This window comes from Haemophilus haemolyticus M19501 (genome assembly GCF_000222025.1).
GTDB classification, from domain to species: domain Bacteria; phylum Pseudomonadota; class Gammaproteobacteria; order Enterobacterales; family Pasteurellaceae; genus Haemophilus; species Haemophilus haemolyticus_G.
This window is the reverse complement of sequence record NZ_AFQO01000007.1, coordinates 59,123-78,104: the sequence shown is the minus strand read 5'-3', so window position 1 is coordinate 78,104 and position 18,982 is coordinate 59,123. Positions and strand designations below refer to the sequence as shown.

21 protein-coding genes are annotated in these 18,982 nt (G+C 39.4%); 11 read left to right on the top strand and 10 right to left on the bottom strand.

Features of this window, described 5'->3' with window-relative positions:
* Positions 1-52: 52 nt before the first annotated feature.
* The 7 genes from arsB to GG9_RS05440 all read right to left on the bottom strand — a co-directional run bounded on the left by arsB (position 53) and on the right by GG9_RS05440 (position 4,072).
* On the bottom strand, positions 53-1,069 hold the full coding sequence (gene arsB, locus GG9_RS05415) for an ACR3 family arsenite efflux transporter (protein WP_005628501.1): 1,017 nt from the start codon (positions 1,067-1,069) through the stop codon (positions 53-55).
* Between the two features lie 3 nt (positions 1,070-1,072).
* The gene (gene arsC / locus GG9_RS05420) at positions 1,073-1,477 is read right to left on the bottom strand and encodes an arsenate reductase (glutaredoxin) (RefSeq protein ID WP_005628499.1); all 405 of its coding nucleotides are present in this window, start codon (positions 1,475-1,477) and stop codon (positions 1,073-1,075) included.
* Between the two features lie 63 nt (positions 1,478-1,540).
* Positions 1,541-1,843 carry an ArsR/SmtB family transcription factor gene (locus tag GG9_RS0108655; protein WP_014550505.1) on the bottom strand — a complete coding sequence of 101 codons (303 nt, stop codon included), beginning with the start codon at positions 1,841-1,843 and terminating at the stop codon, positions 1,541-1,543.
* A 190-nt stretch (positions 1,844-2,033) separates the two neighbouring features.
* Positions 2,034-2,363 carry a hypothetical protein gene (locus GG9_RS05425; protein ID WP_005628495.1) on the bottom strand — a complete coding sequence of 110 codons (330 nt, stop codon included), beginning with the start codon at positions 2,361-2,363 and terminating at the stop codon, positions 2,034-2,036.
* Positions 2,364-2,376: 13 nt separating this feature from the next.
* Positions 2,377-2,844, bottom strand: coding sequence for a DUF411 domain-containing protein (locus tag GG9_RS05430; RefSeq protein ID WP_005628492.1), 468 nt, complete (start codon positions 2,842-2,844; stop codon positions 2,377-2,379).
* A gap of 542 nt (positions 2,845-3,386) precedes the next feature.
* Entirely contained in the window at positions 3,387-3,599 is a 213-nt protein-coding gene (locus tag GG9_RS05435; RefSeq protein WP_005653483.1) for a hypothetical protein, read from the bottom strand.
* A gap of 83 nt (positions 3,600-3,682) precedes the next feature.
* Complete coding sequence (locus GG9_RS05440; protein ID WP_005628489.1) at positions 3,683-4,072, bottom strand: IS1 family transposase; 390 nt, start codon at positions 4,070-4,072, stop codon at positions 3,683-3,685.
* On the opposite strand from GG9_RS05440, the gene GG9_RS05445 reads away from it, so the two are divergent.
* The 3 genes from GG9_RS05445 (at position 3,986) to GG9_RS05450 (ending at position 5,019) form a co-directional block, all read left to right on the top strand.
* Entirely contained in the window at positions 3,986-4,279 is a 294-nt protein-coding gene (locus tag GG9_RS05445) for a flavodoxin (protein WP_005612106.1), read from the top strand. The two genes, GG9_RS05440 and GG9_RS05445, sit on opposite strands and share 87 nt — an antisense overlap.
* 49 nt (positions 4,280-4,328) lie before the next feature.
* Entirely contained in the window at positions 4,329-4,655 is a 327-nt protein-coding gene (locus GG9_RS0108650; protein ID WP_220089296.1) for a hypothetical protein, read from the top strand.
* A gap of 151 nt (positions 4,656-4,806) precedes the next feature.
* Complete coding sequence (locus GG9_RS05450; RefSeq protein WP_005628486.1) at positions 4,807-5,019, top strand: Gfo/Idh/MocA family oxidoreductase; 213 nt, start codon at positions 4,807-4,809, stop codon at positions 5,017-5,019.
* A gap of 293 nt (positions 5,020-5,312) precedes the next feature.
* Here the strand turns inward: GG9_RS05450 and GG9_RS05455 are convergent, their stop codons facing one another.
* Positions 5,313-7,175: a monovalent cation:proton antiporter-2 (CPA2) family protein gene (locus GG9_RS05455; protein WP_005631022.1), complete on the bottom strand. Its 1,863-nt coding sequence runs from the start codon at positions 7,173-7,175 to the stop codon at positions 5,313-5,315.
* Between the two features lie 122 nt (positions 7,176-7,297).
* On the opposite strand from GG9_RS05455, the gene GG9_RS05460 reads away from it, so the two are divergent.
* From GG9_RS05460 to nrfD, 8 genes are all read left to right on the top strand, one after another.
* Positions 7,298-7,750 carry a DUF441 domain-containing protein gene (locus tag GG9_RS05460; RefSeq protein ID WP_005631020.1) on the top strand — a complete coding sequence of 151 codons (453 nt, stop codon included), beginning with the start codon at positions 7,298-7,300 and terminating at the stop codon, positions 7,748-7,750.
* On the top strand, positions 7,751-8,125 hold the full coding sequence (locus GG9_RS05465) for a DUF423 domain-containing protein (RefSeq protein ID WP_005631018.1): 375 nt from the start codon (positions 7,751-7,753) through the stop codon (positions 8,123-8,125). It abuts the gene before it with no gap.
* Positions 8,122-12,033 (top strand): ATP-dependent RNA helicase HrpA, encoded by a 3,912-nt coding sequence (gene hrpA, locus GG9_RS05470; protein ID WP_005631016.1) that lies wholly within the window; start codon positions 8,122-8,124, stop codon positions 12,031-12,033. The genes GG9_RS05465 and hrpA overlap by 4 nt, the downstream gene beginning before the upstream one ends.
* A gap of 10 nt (positions 12,034-12,043) precedes the next feature.
* Positions 12,044-12,559, top strand: coding sequence for a hypothetical protein (locus GG9_RS0108645; protein WP_032825067.1), 516 nt, complete (start codon positions 12,044-12,046; stop codon positions 12,557-12,559).
* A gap of 748 nt (positions 12,560-13,307) precedes the next feature.
* Positions 13,308-14,834 (top strand): ammonia-forming nitrite reductase cytochrome c552 subunit, encoded by a 1,527-nt coding sequence (gene nrfA / locus GG9_RS05475; protein ID WP_032825065.1) that lies wholly within the window; start codon positions 13,308-13,310, stop codon positions 14,832-14,834.
* Positions 14,835-14,910: 76 nt separating this feature from the next.
* Positions 14,911-15,561: a cytochrome c nitrite reductase pentaheme subunit gene (gene nrfB, locus GG9_RS05480; RefSeq protein ID WP_005631012.1), complete on the top strand. Its 651-nt coding sequence runs from the start codon at positions 14,911-14,913 to the stop codon at positions 15,559-15,561.
* Complete coding sequence (nrfC, locus tag GG9_RS05485) at positions 15,558-16,235, top strand: cytochrome c nitrite reductase Fe-S protein (RefSeq protein WP_005631011.1); 678 nt, start codon at positions 15,558-15,560, stop codon at positions 16,233-16,235. The genes nrfB and nrfC overlap by 4 nt, the downstream gene beginning before the upstream one ends.
* On the top strand, positions 16,232-17,197 hold the full coding sequence (gene nrfD, locus GG9_RS05490) for a cytochrome c nitrite reductase subunit NrfD (protein WP_005631010.1): 966 nt from the start codon (positions 16,232-16,234) through the stop codon (positions 17,195-17,197). The genes nrfC and nrfD overlap by 4 nt, the downstream gene beginning before the upstream one ends.
* A 74-nt stretch (positions 17,198-17,271) precedes the next feature.
* Here nrfD and GG9_RS05495 read toward each other — a convergent pair whose 3' ends face one another.
* On the bottom strand, positions 17,272-17,817 hold the full coding sequence (locus GG9_RS05495) for a YggT family protein (RefSeq protein WP_032825064.1): 546 nt from the start codon (positions 17,815-17,817) through the stop codon (positions 17,272-17,274).
* The gene (gene corA / locus GG9_RS05500) at positions 17,817-18,764 is read right to left on the bottom strand and encodes a magnesium/cobalt transporter CorA (protein ID WP_005629627.1); all 948 of its coding nucleotides are present in this window, start codon (positions 18,762-18,764) and stop codon (positions 17,817-17,819) included. The genes GG9_RS05495 and corA overlap by 1 nt, the downstream gene beginning before the upstream one ends.
* Positions 18,765-18,982 lie beyond the last annotated feature (218 nt).

The following is an 18,982-nucleotide window of genomic DNA, read 5'->3' as shown; positions in this document are numbered from 1 at the left end:
GGTGTTTTTATTTTTAAATTTTGCAAAATAACTTTCAGGCTGCCTGAAAAACCTACACCCCTTTATTCCCCAGCGATTTTCGGTTTATCCACCACACCAGCGACAACATCACAGGCACTTCCACCAGCACACCGACCACCGTTGCCAATGCCGCCCCCGAGTGCAAACCGAACAAAGAAATTGCCACCGCCACCGCCAATTCAAAAAAATTACTCGTGCCAATCAAGCACGCAGGGGCGGAAATTTCGTGTGGTAATTTGAGCCATTTTGCCAAAACGTGAGCCAAGGCAAAAATGCCGTAAGTCTGTGCCAGCAAGGGAATGGCAATCAGCAGAATAATCAAAGGATTGGCAATAATGGTTTGGGCTTGAAAGGCGAACAGTAACACCACCGTCAAAATCAAGCCCATCACGGAAAAGGGTTTTAGACTGCCTGAAAATTGTGCCACCGATTTACCCGATTTTTGTAAATAAGAGCGGGTAAGCCAGCCTGCCAGCAAGGGCAACAGCACATATAAAACCGTGCTTAAAATCAAGGTATTCCACGGAATCTCTATGTCGCTTACGCCGAGCAATACGCCTGCAATCGGAGCATACGCCACAATCATAATCAAATCATTGACCGAAACCTGCACCAAAGTGTAATTGGGGTCGCCTTTGACCAGTTGCGACCACACAAACACCATTGCCGTACACGGTGCCACGCCCAGCAAAATCATGCCGGCAATGTATTCTTGTGCCGACTGTGCGTCCACCCAACCTGCAAAAAACACCCGAAAAAATAACCAGCCGAACATCGCCATCGTAAACGGCTTGACCAACCAGTTGATAAATAAGGTTAAAAATAAGCCCTTTGGTTTTTTGCCCACGTCTTTGATTGCCGACCAATCAATCTGAATCATCATCGGATAAATCATCAGCCAAATCAGTATCGCCACAGGCAAATTCACATGAGCCACTTCCAACGATGCAACCCATTGAAATACATTGGGAAACCAAACACCCAAAACCACGCCCAGCACAATCGCCAACGCCACCCAAAGGCTTAAAAAACGTTCAAACAAACCCATGATTTACTCCTTATGATTAATAATTTCGCCGTCTTCTTTGACAAACGGGGTCGCAAAAGGCGGTAAAAATGCCAAAACTGTTTCGGATGGACGGCATAATTTCACACCTTTTTCACTCACCACAATCGGACGATTGATTAAAATCGGTTCACGAAGCATGGCGGAAATGAGCTCGTCATCGCTTAATTTTTCATTTTGCAAATCAAACGTTTCATACGGAGGCACATTGGTTCGCAGCAATTGGCGAGGCGTGATGCCCATGCGTTTGATTAAATCACGCAAAGTCGTTTCACTTGGCGGATTTTTCAAATATTCAATCACTTGTGGCTCAATACCAGCGTGGCGGATGAGTGCTAGTACATTGCGTGAAGTACCGCAGTTTGGGTTGTGATAAATGGTGATGTTCATAGTTACTCCAATCTTTCAAGAATATAGAAATATTTGGCAATAATTTTTCAGGCTGCCTGAAAATCACTGGCAAGATTCGCCTGTTTGAGAACAGCAGTTTTGGGTCAGAAAATGGGTCAATGCCATCATCAAATCCAGCTCGGCAAAATAACGCATGTGCCGTCCTTCCTGCACCACACGCACAAGCCCCGAATGCAACAGGCTTTTTAGATGAAAAGACACATTATTCGGGGCAAGGTTAAGCTGTTTTGCCAAGTCGCCAGCAATCATGCCAGTACTGCCTGCGGCGGTAAGTTGTTGAAAAATCGCCAGTCTTATCGGAGAAGACAGGCTCTCAAAGAGTTTGCTTGCTTGTATCGTATTCATAGGCGTAATTATAACAAGAAATTTCAATATTTCAAGTATGATTGAAGTGTTTTTTAATTGCCCGAAGCCACCTTTCCAAATACGAAAACCCACTTCCCATTTTTCGCTATTCTTATCCTAATTTCAATACATTAAAATACGCTCATTCCATTTCATAAATAAGGTAAAAAAATGACCAAACAAATCCAATTCACCCAAACAGGTTCGCCTGATGTCCTGCAAATCGTTGATGTACAAATCCCCGCCCAAAATCGGGCGAAGTGCAAATCCAAATGCACGCTTTGGGACTAAACCGTGCCGAGATGATGTATCGAGTCGATTGATTAGCAAGTTTTGGCAACATCCCATTAAGCGATAAACCTGAAGGCATTGCCTCAGTTGGCATTAGGCCAGTAGGTACTGAATGCATCATCGCCATATTGCCATGTTGTGCGTGGTTCATCATATTCGCAAGGCTATAAAGCGAGCTACTGGCTAAGCTAATTCCAATTCCATAACGTAAAAAATCTCGACGTTTCATTCTTTCCTCCCCCCTATTGGTTATAGGATTTAAACACTTCACTTTCACCGTTTTTCTTAATCAAAACAACATCATAAGGATCTTTGCGTCCGCCGTATGCTTCACCGTCCATACCTGGTGAACCAATTGGCATTCCCGGTGCAGACAAGCCTATTGCATCGGGTTTTTCTGCGAGTAAACGTTTGATATCCTCAGCTGGTACATGTCCTTCAATCACATAGCCATCAATCACGGCTGTGTGGCAAGAAGCATGTTCATATTTAATGTTAAAGCGCTTATGAGCATCATAATTGCCTGTTTCGTTGACTTTAACCTCAAAACCGTTTTTCTGCATATAGCTGATCCATTCATTACAACAGCCACAAGTCGGGCTTTTCCACACTTCCATAGAAAGTGTTTGTGCTTGAGCAAAAGCGGTTATGCCTAAACTTAAAAGCAACAATGAGCGGGTGAATTTATGTAATTTGCAAATTTTTCTCAAAATCCTACCGCTTGTTTTTCAATATGTATGAAATCTTTACTATAATACAGTCTCATTACTCAGGACTAATAATGCACACATTCCATCCTCAATCGCTTGTCTGGACAAGAGAGCCGCAAGCTTTTGAAATATCAGAAAATAAAATAACCATCACCACAATGCCACATACGGATTTAAAGCAGTCAATGTGTTTTTGCGTGAACACCCCAATTTAAACATTCATTAGGTATAATAATAAAAACCTTAAACAGAATATCATAGCAAAATGAATTTAAAACCAGTTAAAAATCAAACTTCCCAATACGAAGAGTGGGCAAGAGAAAAAGTCAAAAAAGCTATATCCCCAACCTGAAGAACGGGGCTTTACGGCGCAAAAATGGTAAATTTGACTGGTTAAAAATTGAAGGCAAAATAAGTTATTTTAATTTGCAAACACCCAAATCCTGCATAATTTTGAAGATTTTTTACAAATTATTTATATAACATTGTTTTATATTGTAAAATTTTTAAGCTGTGTTGTTACCCATCAACACTGCTTTCAATTATTTTTTCTTTTTCGCCAATAACTCATCAATTAAACCATTCAGCACTTCCCGAATGGTTACGCCCTGTTCCGCCGCATATTTTTTTAGTTCACGATGATTGGCTTCTGTCATATCAAAGCTAATCCGCTTAATACGCTCTTGCTCGCTGACATCAGCAACAGAAAGTTTGCTTTTAGTTGCGCTTGGGCGACCTGCTGTTAATTTATTCATTTGCATATTTCCTTATTTATTTAAAACATTGGTGGTGTCCTGAAAAGTGTGCTGGGTTAAATTTGTTTGGGATGATTGATTGCCTAAAATCCAATATTAAAAGATTTAACATGATAAAACATTGATTTGGAAAAACAGCAACTGCGCCTGACGGCTCTACTTAATCTGTGCCGAATCCGACAGTTATTACCCTCAATCGCTTTAGTATGTTGCTTACCCACCCATTGGTCACCGGTATCAGAAAACGCATTTACAAAAGCATCCCAATTATCGCCGGCAATACGTTCATAGCTTACTTTGAGTGCTTTTAAACGCTGCTTTAAAGCCAAAGCGGTTTGCAAATCACGTTTGCCCCAAACAAATGCCATGATTTCACTTGTCTTGGCATGATAACCGATGTAGATACGGTATTTTTGGTCTATCCGATTTGGTGGTACAAAATGCCAATGGCGCTTTATTCTTTGCTCGAGCAAGTAGACTTTAGTGGGAAAAATATTGTGCCGGTGGTTGGTCACGGTGGCAGTCGTTTGGGTGGAACGGATAAAGATATTCAGCAACTTCAACCACAAGCCAACGTGAAAAACGGTTTTGAGGCGTATTTGCATAAAACGGTAAGGGCTGAACAACAAGTGGAAAAAAGATTAGCTAAATTCTTAACCGAAAATGGTTATACAAAATAAAAATGTAGGGGCACACAGCGTATGTCTCTACCATTTAAATTTCAATTTTATGAAGAAAAAATATCTCCTCCAACTCGCTCAAGATTTGGTTCTAACGGCAATATTGCTTTCTCTTTTTGGCTATCATCTTTATGAAGAAATCACGCACGAATGGCTCGGCTTGGTCTTTTTTGCTTTGATTATCTCACATCTTTCACTGAATACATGGTGGCTCAAAAAGACCTTTTCAGGCAGTTATAACAGCTATCGCATTTTGCAAAGTGCGGTCAATTTTGCAACTTTTTTGTTATTTTTAACCGCTTGTATCAGTGGCATTATGCTTTCTAAACATCTATTGGTGGAAATGCTATTCCACTCTACCACAGATTTAATGTGAAAAATTCATATGACCAGCACCCATTGGTTGCAAATTTTAGTGGGTGTACATTTGGGGTTACATTGGAAACCTATTGCTAATTTATTCGCAAATGGCTAGATAGAAACGATCTTATACTCGCCACAATTTTATTAATTAAGGATAGCCAAATATGAAGAAAATTAATGTTGCCATTGTGGGGAGTGGGTATTCTACCCGTATTTTCCACGTTCCCTTTTTTAAAAATGATCATCGGTTTAACGTGATAAAATTTTTTGAGCGTTCAACCACTCGGGCATTAGCATGGTTCCCCAACATTGATATTGTGTCAAATTTTGAAAAGTTACTGACTGATGAGGTGGATTTAATCGTGATTAGTCAATAAGTGTAAAAATGGCATAATCAACTCAATGAATTTATGGACAAATATTATCTGTTTGGTATTTTATAGTAAGTACATTGTGTAAAAATAAAATCTGAAATCTAGTCTTTTTATTCTTTATTTTTACATATTCACACTTCAATTTTGACAAGTTAATATTTAATTGATTGATTTTAAAGCATTTTATAATTTACATTTTATAAATGATATAGAAACAACCGTTTTAATTCAAACGGACTCAAAACAAAAAGGAAGCAATTTGCTTCCTTTTTTAGTTGAAATGCATTGAAATCATTTTAAGAATTATTATTTGACGTTTCTTCAGATTCCTCAATCAATATTCCTGCTGTTTCATCATTTAATGCCTGAGCATCAACATGAGGTTTAATGAATGGTTTTGGCGTCCAATATTTTTTTAAGATTTCATTAGAAAAACCATGCAGAACTTCCTCATTTAGGCGTTCTTGATCCAATGCTCTAACTTCTTTAATAACTTCATCAGCCTCAATCTTATCAATACCAAGTTTCATCAATGTTGCTTGGCTAAGGGCAATGGCGGATTCAAAAGTTTCACGCACAATAAAATCCACATCTTGCTTAATTAGGCTTACTGTCGTTTTTCTATCATAAGTGCGGGTTAAAATCGGCAAGTTTGGATAAGCTCCTTTAAGTTGGCTCACAATCGTTTCAATGCGATCTGTATCATTAATACCAATCACGACACATTTAGCTTTTTCAATTCCCGCGGCGTAAAGTACATCCAAACGAATACCATCACCATAATAGACTTTAAAACCAAATTTTGCCGCAGCACGGATATTTTCTATATTACGATCAATCACTGAAACGCTGATGCCACGGATTAATAATGTTTGACATACGATCTGGCTAAAGCGGCCAAAACCAATTACAAGCACGTTATCTTCTAAATCATCAATAGGGGATAGATCGCTCGTATCTGGTTGATTCGCTGATTTTCTCTCCCCAGATTGCGCTAATTTACGAGTAATTTGTGTAATAAATGGAGAAAACAACATGGAAATAATTACCGCTGCAGTAAAAGTGGCATTTTCATGGTTGCTCATTACGCCTGCTGTTGTTGCGGCAGAGAAAAGTACGAAAGCAAATTCACCACCGTGCGCCAAAAGTGACATTCTTCCCACTGCTTCTCTATGTTCTAAGCGAGTAATTCGAGCAACAACATACACAGAAAGTCCTTTACCAATAATATAAAGGAATACAATTCCGAGTAGTAATAACCAGTGATTGAACACTAAGCTCAAATCCAATGACATACCCACACCCATAAAAAACAGACCAAGCAATAGACCTCGAAATGGCTCGATATCAGCTTCTAATTGATGGCGGAACGAAGATTCTGACAGCATAACCCCTGCTACAAATGCCCCCATTGCCATTGAAAGCCCACCTATTTCCATGGCTAATGCCGCGCCAAGTACAACTAATAAAGCAGCCGCCGTCATCATCTCACGAATATGTGCTTTAGAAATTAATCGGAATAACGGATTCATTAACCATTTACCCGCGACAATCAAGCCGATTACCGCCCCTAATGCGATGCCGATTGACATCCAATCGGTATGAGTGCTTTCTTCAGAATGAGGTGCAAGAAACGCCACTGATGCTAATAATGGTACAATAGCAATATCCTCAAAAATTAAAGTCGAAATAATTCGCTGACCTTTAGATGTACTGGTAATACAACGTTCTTCCAAAGTTTGCATCACAATCGCGGTTGAAGAAAGTGTAAATCCCATGCCTGCGATAAACGCGACTTCTTTCGGTAAATCGAGCAAATAAATCCCCGCAAAAGTAAGCAGCACACCACAGAACCCAACTTGCAGCAACCCCCGACCAAAAATTGCTTTTTTCATAGACCAAAGCCGTTCAGGGTGCATTTCAAGCCCAATAATAAACAAGAACATCACGACACCCAATTCAGCCAAATGTACGACTGAAGCCGGATCTTGAATAACACCGAATACTGAAGGACCAATCATACAACCAGCCACTAAATACCCTAGCACACTGCCAAGCCCTAGGCGTTTAAATAACGGCACAATAGTCACGCTCGACGCAAGCAAAATTACGGTTTTAATCAGATCTGAATCGGCAAAGTGGGCAACAGCATTTGACATAGGCATTCTCGAATAAGGGGAAATATAGCTTACATTCTAGCTTGTTTTTACTAAATAAAAAAACACATCGATAACTTAAACTTGATATAATTCATCACAATTTTTCACCGCACTTTTCAAGTATGTCGTTACAATTCAATATAATCGCCTTATTACTGGTGGTTTTAATTATTCTCGGATTACTCAGTCATAACAGCGCAATTACGATTTCTGCTACCGTATTACTTATCATGCAGCAAACTTTTTTATCTTCACAGATTCCTTTGCTTGAAAAATATGGCGTTAAAATTGGTATCATTATTTTAACCATTGGGGTTTTAAGTCCCTTAGTTTCAGGGAAAATTCAGTTACCTGATTTATCAGGTTTTCTTAGTTGGAAAATGGCACTTTCCATTTCCGTTGGTGTGCTTGTGGCATGGCTTGCCGGCAAAGGTGTGCCTTTAATGGGCGAACAACCGATTTTAGTCACTGGCTTGCTTATCGGCACAATTATTGGTGTAGCATTTTTAGGTGGAATTCCTGTTGGCCCACTTATTGCTGCAGGTATATTAGCTTTACTTTTAGGGAAAATTTAAATGAAAAACAAATACCTCACTCTTGCCGCTTTAAGCGGTTTCTTCTGTGTCGCATTAGGCGCATTTGCAGCTCATGGCTTAAGCCATATATTAGAAGCCAAAGCATTATCATGGATTGATACGGGTTTAAAATATCAAATGTTCCATACTATTGCAGTACTTGCCGTTGCATTATCTGCTTTACATGACAACAAATTCGCCCGATTATCCATGTCTTCTTGGTTAATTGGAACCTTATTATTTAGTGGAAGTTTATACGCACTCGCTTTCGGAGCAAGCAATGTAATTGTGTGGATTACGCCTATTGGCGGAACTTTATTTTTAATCGGATGGATTAGCTTAGCTTACGGAAGTTTCAAAAGTAAATCGCTATGAAAAACAGATTGGTAAAACACGCATTAACACCTTTACAACAATCTCTTTTTTCTCAATTAAATGACATCATGTTGGTGGATCAACGTCGTTTATCCGCCCGCATTCATGGTATTGGAAAAATTAAAAGCCTAGAGGCACAACAAGCCGTTGCAGATGAAATCCAACAGAAAATTGAACAAGCAAGATTACGTGTAGAACAACGGAAAAGTGCGGTACAAAATCCCATCGTTTTTCCAGAAAGCCTACCTGTTAGCCAACGCAAAGCAGAAATTCAAAAACTGCTTTCTGAACATCAGGTCATCGTGGTAGCTGGGGAAACTGGTTCAGGTAAAACTACCCAATTGCCGAAAATGTGTTTGGAATTAGGTTTCGGCAACTTAGGCATGATTGGTCATACTCAGCCACGCCGTATTGCTGCTCGTTCGGTGGCGGCGCGTATTGCGGAAGAACTGGAAACGGAGCTTGGCGGTTTAGTCGGTTATAAGGTTCGTTTTAACGATCAGATCAGTGATGATACGCAAATCAAGTTGATGACTGACGGGATTCTGCTAGCGGAAATTCAAAACGATCGTTTTCTCAATCAATATTCTTGTTTGATTATCGATGAAGCCCACGAACGTAGCCTAAATAACGATTTTATTCTCGGTTATCTGAAACAGCTTTTACCTCGTCGTCGTGATTTAAAACTTATCATCACTTCTGCGACCATTGATGTGGAACGTTTTTCAAAACATTTCAACAATGCCCCGATTGTCGAAGTCTCGGGCAGAACCTATCCTGTTGAAGTGCGTTATCGTCCCGTAGTGGAAGAAGACGATCAAGATCAGCTACAAGGCATTCTTAACGCAGTGGATGAACTGCAAGCGGAAGGTCGAGGAGATATATTGATCTTTATGAACGGTGAGCGAGAAATTCGTGATACCGCCGAAGCTTTACAAAAACAAAATCTAAAACACACGGAAATTCTACCGCTCTTTGCTCGCTTGTCTGCACAAGAACAAAATAAAATTTTCCATCCAAGTGGTTTAAATCGCATTGTATTAGCGACCAATGTCGCAGAAACTTCATTGACCGTGCCTGGCATTAAATATGTGATTGACCCAGGTACCGCGCGCATTTCCCGTTATAGCTATCGCACCAAAGTACAACGTTTACCGATTGAACCTATTTCACAGGCATCCGCTAATCAGCGTAAAGGTCGTTGCGGACGGGTGAGCGAAGGCATTTGTATTCGTCTTTATTCGGAGGAGGATTTTAATTCTCGTCCGGAGTTTACCGATCCTGAAATTCTGCGCACCAACTTAGCCTCCGTTATTTTGCAAATGACGGCATTGGGCTTGGATGATATTGAAGCTTTCCCATTTGTGGATGCGCCGGATAAACGTCATATTCAAGATGGGATAAAACTGTTGGAAGAATTGGGTGCGTTTGAAATGGTTCGCACCAAATCAGGTGAGAAACGTCAATTAACAGCCGTAGGCCGTCAATTAGCTCAACTTCCTGTGGATCCACGTTTAGCAAAAATGTTGCTAAGCGCTGTCTCACAAGGTGCCTTGCATGAAGTGATGATTATTGTTGCCGCGTTATCCATTCAAGATCCGCGCGAGCGTCCACAAGAAAAACAACAGGCTTCCGATGAAAAACATCGTCGCTTTGCTGATAAAAAATCGGATTTCTTAGCATTCTTGAACCTTTGGAATTACGTGCAAGAACAGCAAAAGGCATTGACGAAAAACCAATTCCGTCGTCAATGCCAAAAGGATTTCTTAAATTATTTACGCATTCGCGAATGGCAGGATATTTATCATCAAATTCGTTTAACCGTGCGTAAAATGGGCTTGCCGATTAATTCCGAAAAAGCCGAATATCAGCAAATTCATACCGCACTTTTAAGCGGCTTGCTTTCTCATATCGGTTTAAAAGAAGCGGAGAAGCAACAATATCTTGGTGCACGTAATGCCCATTTTGCAATTTTCCCCAATTCTGTGCTTTTCAAAAAACAACCGAAATGGGTGATGGCAGCAGAGTTAGTGGAAACCTCCAAACTTTGGGGGCGTATGGTGGCTGAAATCGATCCAGAATGGATCGAGCCACTTGCCGAGCATTTAATTAAAAAATCCTATTCAGAACCGCGTTGGTCGAAATCCCGTGGCGCCGTGATTGCTGATGAAAAAGTCACGCTTTACGGTGTGCCGATTGTGGCTGCGCGACCAGTGAATTACGGTGCTATTGATCCAACGGTAAGCCGTGAGATCTTTATTCAATCTGCCTTAGTGGAAGGGGATTGGAATACCAAACATAAATTCTTCAAAGAAAATCAACGACTCGTTCGAGAAGTAGAAGAGTTGGAACACAAAAGCCGTCGCCGCGATATTTTGGTGGATGATCGCACGCTTTTTGAATTTTACGATCAGCGTATTGGCGCGGAAGTAGTTTCCCAAAAACATTTTGATACCTGGTGGAAAAAGGCGCAGCAAAAAGATCCTGAATTGCTTAATTTTGAACGCTCATTTTTGATTAATGATGATGCGGAACAAGTGAGCAAGCTGGATTTCCCGAATTTCTGGCATCAAGGCAATTTAAAACTCAAATTAACTTATCAATTTGAACCAGGTACCGATGCAGATGGTGTGACCGTGCATATTCCATTGCCATTGCTTAACCAAGTGGAAATGACCGGCTTTGACTGGCAAATTCCAGGTTTGCGTGAAGAATTGGTGATTGCGCTGATTAAATCTCTGCCGAAATCTTATCGTCGTAACTTCGTGCCTGCACCTAATTATGCTCAAGCTTTTTTAAGTCGAGTCGTGCCGTTGGAAAAACCGTTATTAGATACGCTGATTTATGAATTGCGTCGTATGACGGGCGTTACCGTAAAAGCGGAACATTGGAATTGGGAACAAATTCCAAGCCATTTGAAAATGACTTTCCGTGTAGTAGATGAAAACGGCAAGAAAATCGCAGAATCCATGAATTTGGATGAGCTGAAATTCAACTTAAAAGATCGCGTACAGGAAAGTATTTCTGCTGTGGCAGATGATGGCATTGAGCAAAGCGGGCTACATATTTGGAGCTTTGCAGATTTACCACAATGTTACGAACAAAAACAACGTGGTTTTAGCGTCAAAGCATTCCCAGCTATTGTAGATGAAAAAGATGCGGTAGGTATCAAACTGTTTGAAACAGAGTTTGAGCAAGAAGTGGCGATGCAACAAGGTTTGCGTCGATTGTTGTTACTCAATGTACCGTCACCGATTAAATATTTGCATGAAAAATTGCCGAATAAAGCCAAATTGGGGTTGTATTTTACCCCGTTCGGTCGTGTGTTGGATTTGATTGACGACTGTATTGCTTGTGCCGTGAATAAACTGATTACCGATTTTGGCGGTTTTGTTTGGGATGAAGCAGACTTTGAAAAATTGCGTGATTTCGTTCGAGAAAACCTTAACGAAGTGACCGTGGATATTGCGCAGAAAGTGGAGCAGATCCTCACGCTCACACATCAGCTTAATCAACGCCTCAAAGGCAAAATGGATTTCACCATGGCATTTGCCCTGTCTGATATGAAAAGCCAAATCGCCGGTTTGATTTATCAAGGTTTTGTACAAAAAAGCGGCTACGCCCGCCTGCCGGATTTACTCCGCTACCTGCAAGCTATCGACAAACGCATGGATAAACTTGCTCAAGATGTGAATCGCGATCGTGCCGCCATGTTACGCGTGGAACAAGTGCAACAAGCCTACCAACAACTCCTCGCCAAACTGCCAAAATCCAAACCGATTTCTGATGAAGTGGCGGAAATTCGTTATATGATTGAGGAATTGAGAGTGAGTTTATTTGCGCAACAGCTGGGGACGAAGTATCAGGTGTCAGATAAGCGGGTTTTGAATGTGATTAATAATATTTAAAGAGGAACTAATGATAGATATTTTATCCTTAATAATAGGAATTTTTATTTGTGTTATCGTTGATTTAATCTTAAAACCATGGGTTATTGCTTATAGTAAAAAATGGGGTGAGATAAGTGCTCAGTTAGCAACAAAGGATGATTTAAAAGAAATTACACACAGTATTGAGTCTGCGAAGAAAAATGCTGAGATAGATACTCAATTAGTTAGAAAGGAGGATCTGAAAGAACTTACAGAAGCTATTGAGTCAGTTAAGACTGGACTAGAAAGGAGGAATATAGAGTATCAGATTCGATATTCTAAGATATATGAAAAAAGCATTTTAGAACTGGAAAAAGTAATTAATAAATTTTTAGAGTTATCTTTGTGGGCAAAAAATATAGATATTGAATATAATTCTATGAATGGTGATAAAAATGAGTTTCTTTATAAAAAGTTTTTAGAACTTGATAAAGTTTTAATTGAACAAAAAATAATTATAAAAAAATCATTTATTTGGCTACCTAATGAAATTATAAAAGAATAGAGTTGGAAATGGATAAAAGCGATCCAATACACGCTGGACACGTTTTTCAAGTATATTTTGTAAGCTATACAAAAAAATTTCTTGAAATGGAAAATAAGATTATATGTATAATCAAGAATAGTAACTATTATTCAATGAAATAGTCCCCCACGATAGCGCTCGTCTCTTGACGCGTGCTTGTATCTTCAATTTAAGGGCATCGCCCAAGATAGCGCAAGCGTCTACGCTTGTGCTTAGAGGTCCAAGCGAGGACGCTTGAACCATCGTTCTGTTTTTAGAAAGTGCGGTCATTTTTTCAAACGTTTTTTCAATCTCAAAAACACTTTCAAAATCTACCGCACTTTTGCTTATCGAAACTCCACATAAATCTTCTTACCCAATCCCTCTGCGATACGTTATAGAAAAATTACGAGTCAGTTTATTTGCTCAACAGCTGGGTACAAAATATTAAATATCGGATAAAAGAATAGAAAATATTATTAGTCAATATTAATGATAATAATACTCAAAATTAAGGCGGTATAAACCGCCTTAATTTATTTAAAATAACCCATACCTCTTTGTAAGTATTTTGAGAAATAAGGTTGATCAATCTCACATTTTTTCGTTCTACGGGTGGAAAAACTTTTTTCTTTTGGTATCTTACGCGCGAATGAATCTATATCCACATATTTTATGTGGCATTAAGAATAATTCTCAACTTTCTACTTAACCTAACCTTTTTATTACAACAAATGGAGTGATTATCGTGAACGCATTCAAAAAAAGCCTCATTGTGGCAGCGTCTTTCGCGAGTTTAAGCTTATTTAACTCAGCGGTAGCTGATATGGTTTATAAGCCATTAGAACAACCTGTTGAACCAGTAAAACCAGATTTGAAAATTGAATCTGTAAATGAAAAATTTGCAGAAAAATATCCAAATCAATATAACAGCTGGCGTTCAACTGCAAACGGCAACGGTGAAAAAATTATTTATGCCGATGAAGAAAATCCACGTTTAATCGTTCTTTGGGGCGGTTATGCATTTGCAAAAGAATACAATGCGCCACGCGGCCACTTTTATGCAGTTACTGACGTTCGTAGCATTCTGCGTACTGGTGCACCAAAAACTGCAAATGATGGTCCACAACCAATGGCATGTTGGACATGTAAAGGCCCTGATGTTCCACGTTTAATCGCGGAATGGGGGGAAAAAGATTATTTCAATGCGAAATGGGCAAAAGGTGGTCCAGAAATCGTGAACTCAATCGGTTGTGCTGACTGTCACGATACGACTTCTAAAGATTTTGCTGAAGGTAAACCAGCATTGCGTATTGCTCGTCCACATGTGCTACGTGCATTAGATCACTTAAATAATGCAGTTCAAGCTAAAGCAAAAGCAGAAGGCAAAACCACACCTAACTTAAGTTTTAACACAGCAGAACGTACCGAAAAACGTGCAGAAATCTGTGCAAACTGTCATGTAGAATATTACTTCGCAGGCGACATTAAACAAGTGACTTTCCCTTGGGATAATGGTCAAACTGTGGATGATATTGAAAAATATTATGATGATATTGGTTTCTCTGACTGGACTCACAGTCTTTCTAAAGCACCAATGTTAAAAGCTCAACACCCTGACTTTGAAATTTGGTCTTTAGGTATGCACGGTAAAAATGGTGTAACTTGTGTAGACTGTCACATGCCAAAAGTACAAGGTAAAGACGGTAAAGTTTATACTGATCACCAAATCCAAAATCCATTTGATGCATTTGACCGCACTTGTGCAAACTGTCACGATCAAAGCAAAGAAAAATTACGCGATATCGTCACTTCACGTAAAAAAGAAGTGAAAGATGTAATGGGTCGTTTAGAAGAGCAAGTTGTTAAAGCTCACTTTGAAGCGAAAGCAGCTTGGGATGCAGGTGCAACTAAAGAAGAAATGGAAGCGGCATTAATGGATATTCGTCATGCTCAATGGCGTTGGGATTATGCTGCAGCAAGCCATGGTGGCCATATGCACGCACCTGAAGTCATGCTTCGTGTATTAGGTTCTGGCTTAGATAAAGCAGCGGATGCTCGTACTAAACTTGCAGCAATCTTAACTAAACACGGTGTGAAAACTCCAGTTCAAATCCCAGATATTTCAACAGCTGATAAAGCGTGGAAAGTAATGGGTATTGATATCGAAAAAGAACGCAAAGCTAAAGAAGAATTCTTAAAAACTGTGGTACCACAATGGGAACAACAAGCTAAAGAAAAAGGCTTATTAGTTGATCCACCAGCACAAAAATAAATGAAAAATCCACCGCACTTTTAAGTGCAAACTGGAAAGTGCGGTAATTTTCAAGGTCAAATTTGAGGTAACCCAAATGAATTTAACTTTTTTAATCAACACATCTGCAAAAGTGTTAGCGTTAATTATGGCGTTTATAGCATTGCCGTTTTTGGCTTATGCCGATGATGCACAAAAACCTTCGGATCATTTTACTTATGAACCGCAATTAGATAACCAACGCGATCCAAATCAATATTGCGCTAAATGCCATAAATTCGACAAAGTAGATAAAAACCAAACTGTAGATCAGTCTGGCGGCGAACTCCACTTTGGTAAATTCCATGGTGCACACTTAGATAAGAAAAATCCAAATAACGGTAAAGCAATTACTTGTGTAAGCTGTCACGGTAACGTTTCTGAAAATCACCGTCGTGGTGCTAAAGATGTCATGCGTTTTGAAGGGGATATTTTCGGTAATAAAAAACCGATGTATTCAGTTCAAGAACAAAACCAAGTTTGTTTTGCTTGTCACCAACCTGACAAACTTCGTGAAAAACTATGGGCGCATGATGTACACGCAATGAAATTACCTTGTGCAAGTTGCCATACGCTTCACCCTAAAGAAGACGCAATGAAAGGTATTCAACCAAAACAACGCGTTAAACTTTGCGTAGATTGCCATGGTGAACAACAAAAACGTAAAGCAGAACAAGATAAACTAACCGAACAAAAGGATAAACAATGACAGCCTGCTCACGCCGAAACTTTGTTTCCGGCATGGGGGCAGTGATCCTTATGACGGGAACATCTTTACCTTCTTTTGCGAAAGAAGACAAGGCGGATAAACCTAAACGTTACGCAATGATACACGATGAAAATTCGTGTATCGGCTGTACAGCCTGTATGGATGCATGCCGTGATGTAAACCAAGTGCCAGAAGGCGTTTCTCGCTTAGAGATTCTACGCAGTGAACCTTACGGTGAATTTCCAAATCAGGAATATGAGTTCTTCCGTCAATCTTGCCAACATTGTACAAATGCACCTTGCGTAGCAGTTTGTCCAACTGGTGCATCTTTTATTGATAAAGAGACTGGCATTGTAGATGTACATAAAGATTTGTGTGTAGGCTGCCAATACTGTATAGCAGTTTGCCCATATCGTGTACGTTTTATTCATCCAGTACATCGTACCGCAGATAAATGTAACTTCTGCCGCGATACAAATTTAGCTAATGGTAAACAACCAGCTTGTGTGGAAGCTTGCCCAACCAAAGCATTAACCTTTGGGGATATGAATGATCCAACAAGTGCAGTTTCACGTAAAGTGAAAGAAAAACCAGTTTATCGCACTAAAGTGGAACTAGGTACACAGCCAAACTTGTACCACATTCCATTCCAACATGGGGAGCCTAGAAGATGACATTAGATTATCCAGTTCCATTTCATACGCCTAATCTAGTGTGGGATTCTACCATTGCGATCTACTTGTTCTTATTGGGGATCTCATCTGGTGCGGTACAGTTAGCAATTGCGTATAAACGCAGCAATAAAATAGAAAATCTAAGCCAAAACTGGATTATTCGATCTGGGGTAATTTTAGGGTCTGTACCAACATTAATTGGTTTAACGCTATTAATTTTCCACTTGGCTCGACCTTGGACATTCTGGAAATTGATGTTTAACTATCAATTTAACTCCGTAATGTCGATGGGGGTCATGCTATTCCAAATCTATATGTTGTTTTTAGTGATTTGGGGAGTGGTGATTTTCAAAAAAGAAATCGAAGCATTAATTAATCGCTTTATGCCAAAACTGCAATTTGTGATGAAACTCATCGGTATTGCAGAACGTATTGCAAGTCCAGTCGAAGTTGTTCTTTTCGTATTGGCTGCAGTGCTTGGTGCATACACAGGGTTCTTACTTTCTGCATTGATCAGCTATCCAATGTTGAATAATCCAGTATTACCGGCATTATTCTTAGCTTCTGGTACATCATCTGGTATTGCTGCAACCTTCTTAATTATCTTGATTGCAGGAAAATTAAAAGGTGATTCTCACGAATCGCACTTCATCCACAAATTTGAAGTACCAATTATGGTGACAGAGCTTGGTTTGCTTGTATGTTTCTTCGTTGGCTTACATTTTGGTGGCGGCCAAAAAACAGTTGCGTTACATAATGCATTATCTGGTTTCTGGGGTGCGGTATTCTGGATTGGGGTATTCTTTATTGGTATCTTGATCCCATTAATCGCCAATATGTTTGTTAATGACCGTTTAAAATACAACCGTAACTTTATTATCTTGGTGTCTATTTTTGACTTAATTGGGGTATTCTGTTTACGTTTCTTTGTTTTATATGCGGGACAATTAACAGTAGTATAAATCAGAATTATGTGTATAAGAAAGGCGTATTAATAAATACGCCTTTTTTCTTGTTTGAAATAACCTATTGGTCTCTAACCAGCAATCATCCAAAGTCCACCTAACATATCAAGCATTAGGTTATTTAAGAACAATAAGATAAATACGATGACCATAGGAGAAAAATCAATCATACCTAATGTTGGTAGGAATCGACGGATAGGTCTTAAAAGTGGTTCTGAGAGTTGATAAAACGCATAAATCACAGGACTATTTCCACGATTAAACCAACTTAAAACAGCCCCAATAAAAAGCACATAAAAAATGGCTAAACCAATGCTTTTCAATATAGTTAACACACCCAATACTAAGAGTACATTTACTGATAAACCAAAATAAATAATACCTTTCAACATACCGATAATAAATACTAACAGTAAAGCAGAAGTATCAATATTTTTTACAGTAGGCGCAATTTTACGCAGAGGTTTTAATACTGGATCAGTCATTTTGACTGCAAATGTCGAAACAGGGTTGTAATAATCCACTCGAGCAAACTGTAACCAAGCTCGTAAGATCAATACAAGTGCGTAAAGATTAATAATTGACCCGATAAATAATGCGGTTTGGGATAATTCCATCATAACCATCCTTTTCTTCTAAAATAAATATATGGTGTCAATGCTGCGGCGATCATTAACCCAATTGCCATTGGATAACCATATTTAAAATGTAATTCAGGCATAAAATCAAAGTTCATACCATAAGTGGATGCAACTAATGTTGCAGGAAGGAACATCACAGAAACAACTGAGAAGAATTTCATAATTTTGTTCTGTTCAATATTGATGTAACCCATTGCAGCTTGCATTAAAAAGTTCACTTTTTGGAACAATGATTCATTATGCGGTTGCAAAGATTCAATATCTCGTAAGATTTCTCGTGCTTGTTCTAACTGGTTTGTTGGTAAGCGCGTTTTGCGAACCAAGAAACCTAGTGCACGTTGGGTATCCATCAAACACAAACGAACTTTTGAGCTCGTATCTTCTTGTTCCGTGAGCGTATTTAATGCCTCATCAAAGGCTTCATCTTGTTTTCCGTTTAAAATAACGCGACTCAACTCTTCCAAATCTGCATAAACATTTTCAATCACGTCCGCTAATTGCTCAATTTTCGTTTCAAATAAATCCAATAAAACTTCATAGGAATTACATTCTAACAAGCGCTGGCTACGTGAACGCATACGATATAAACGGAATGCTGGTAGCTCGCGATCACGCAACGTAAATAAACGGCCATCACGAATAGTAAAAGCGACGCTCGCTAAATCAGCATAATTGTCTTCATCTTCGCAATAAAAAAATGAGTGAAGGTGTAGACCATCTTCGTCTTCAAAGAAACGGGCGGAAGCTTCAATATCTTCCAATTCTAGAAAAGATGCTAAGCTCTGGCCTAAGCCTTCTTGTAGCATTTCACGCTCTTCGCCTGTCGGCTCAAGTAAATCAAGCCAAATGGCAGTATTGAGATCGGTTTGGTCTTCGTCAATGCGAACCAAGCGGGAATCATTGATAGCAAACGCGTTGATCATTTCATACTCCTTATAGGATTATGAACAGCTAACAGTGAACAAATTAAAGAAGAAACGAAAGTGCGGGGAAAAATCGCAAAGTTTTCGTTAAGAGATGCCGAAACAACGGTAAATTTACCGGCGAACGCGCGCCGATAATAAAAAGGCGGGCGTCTAGAGCGATATTCGGTATCGACTATGACTGTCCAAAGTGTGTGTCCTTCTCGTTAAAAAATCGG

Bases quoted from the DNA above. Each gene is read 5' to 3' on its own strand.
- GG9_RS05445 (WP_005612106.1), top strand. From the start codon at position 3,986: ATGATAACCGATGTAGATACGGTATTTTTGGTCTATCCGATTTGGTGG.
- GG9_RS05450 (WP_005628486.1), top strand. From the start codon at position 4,807: ATGAAGAAAATTAATGTTGCCATTGTGGGGAGTGGGTATTCTACCCGT.
- GG9_RS0108650 (WP_220089296.1), top strand. From the start codon at position 4,329: ATGAAGAAAAAATATCTCCTCCAACTCGCTCAAGATTTGGTTCTAACG.
- GG9_RS05460 (WP_005631020.1), top strand. From the start codon at position 7,298: ATGTCGTTACAATTCAATATAATCGCCTTATTACTGGTGGTTTTAATT.
- GG9_RS05425 (WP_005628495.1), bottom strand. From the start codon at position 2,363: ATGAAACGTCGAGATTTTTTACGTTATGGAATTGGAATTAGCTTAGCC.
- GG9_RS0108655 (WP_014550505.1), bottom strand. From the start codon at position 1,843: ATGAATACGATACAAGCAAGCAAACTCTTTGAGAGCCTGTCTTCTCCG.
- nrfB (WP_005631012.1), top strand. From the start codon at position 14,911: ATGAATTTAACTTTTTTAATCAACACATCTGCAAAAGTGTTAGCGTTA.
- corA (WP_005629627.1), bottom strand. From the start codon at position 18,764: ATGATCAACGCGTTTGCTATCAATGATTCCCGCTTGGTTCGCATTGAC.
- GG9_RS05465 (WP_005631018.1), top strand. From the start codon at position 7,751: ATGAAAAACAAATACCTCACTCTTGCCGCTTTAAGCGGTTTCTTCTGT.
- nrfC (WP_005631011.1), top strand. From the start codon at position 15,558: ATGACAGCCTGCTCACGCCGAAACTTTGTTTCCGGCATGGGGGCAGTG.
- hrpA (WP_005631016.1), top strand. From the start codon at position 8,122: ATGAAAAACAGATTGGTAAAACACGCATTAACACCTTTACAACAATCT.
- nrfD (WP_005631010.1), top strand. From the start codon at position 16,232: ATGACATTAGATTATCCAGTTCCATTTCATACGCCTAATCTAGTGTGG.
- GG9_RS0108645 (WP_032825067.1), top strand. From the start codon at position 12,044: ATGATAGATATTTTATCCTTAATAATAGGAATTTTTATTTGTGTTATC.
- GG9_RS05495 (WP_032825064.1), bottom strand. From the start codon at position 17,817: ATGGAATTATCCCAAACCGCATTATTTATCGGGTCAATTATTAATCTT.
- GG9_RS05455 (WP_005631022.1), bottom strand. From the start codon at position 7,175: ATGTCAAATGCTGTTGCCCACTTTGCCGATTCAGATCTGATTAAAACC.
- arsC (WP_005628499.1), bottom strand. From the start codon at position 1,477: ATGAACATCACCATTTATCACAACCCAAACTGCGGTACTTCACGCAAT.
- arsB (WP_005628501.1), bottom strand. From the start codon at position 1,069: ATGGGTTTGTTTGAACGTTTTTTAAGCCTTTGGGTGGCGTTGGCGATT.
- GG9_RS05435 (WP_005653483.1), bottom strand. From the start codon at position 3,599: ATGAATAAATTAACAGCAGGTCGCCCAAGCGCAACTAAAAGCAAACTT.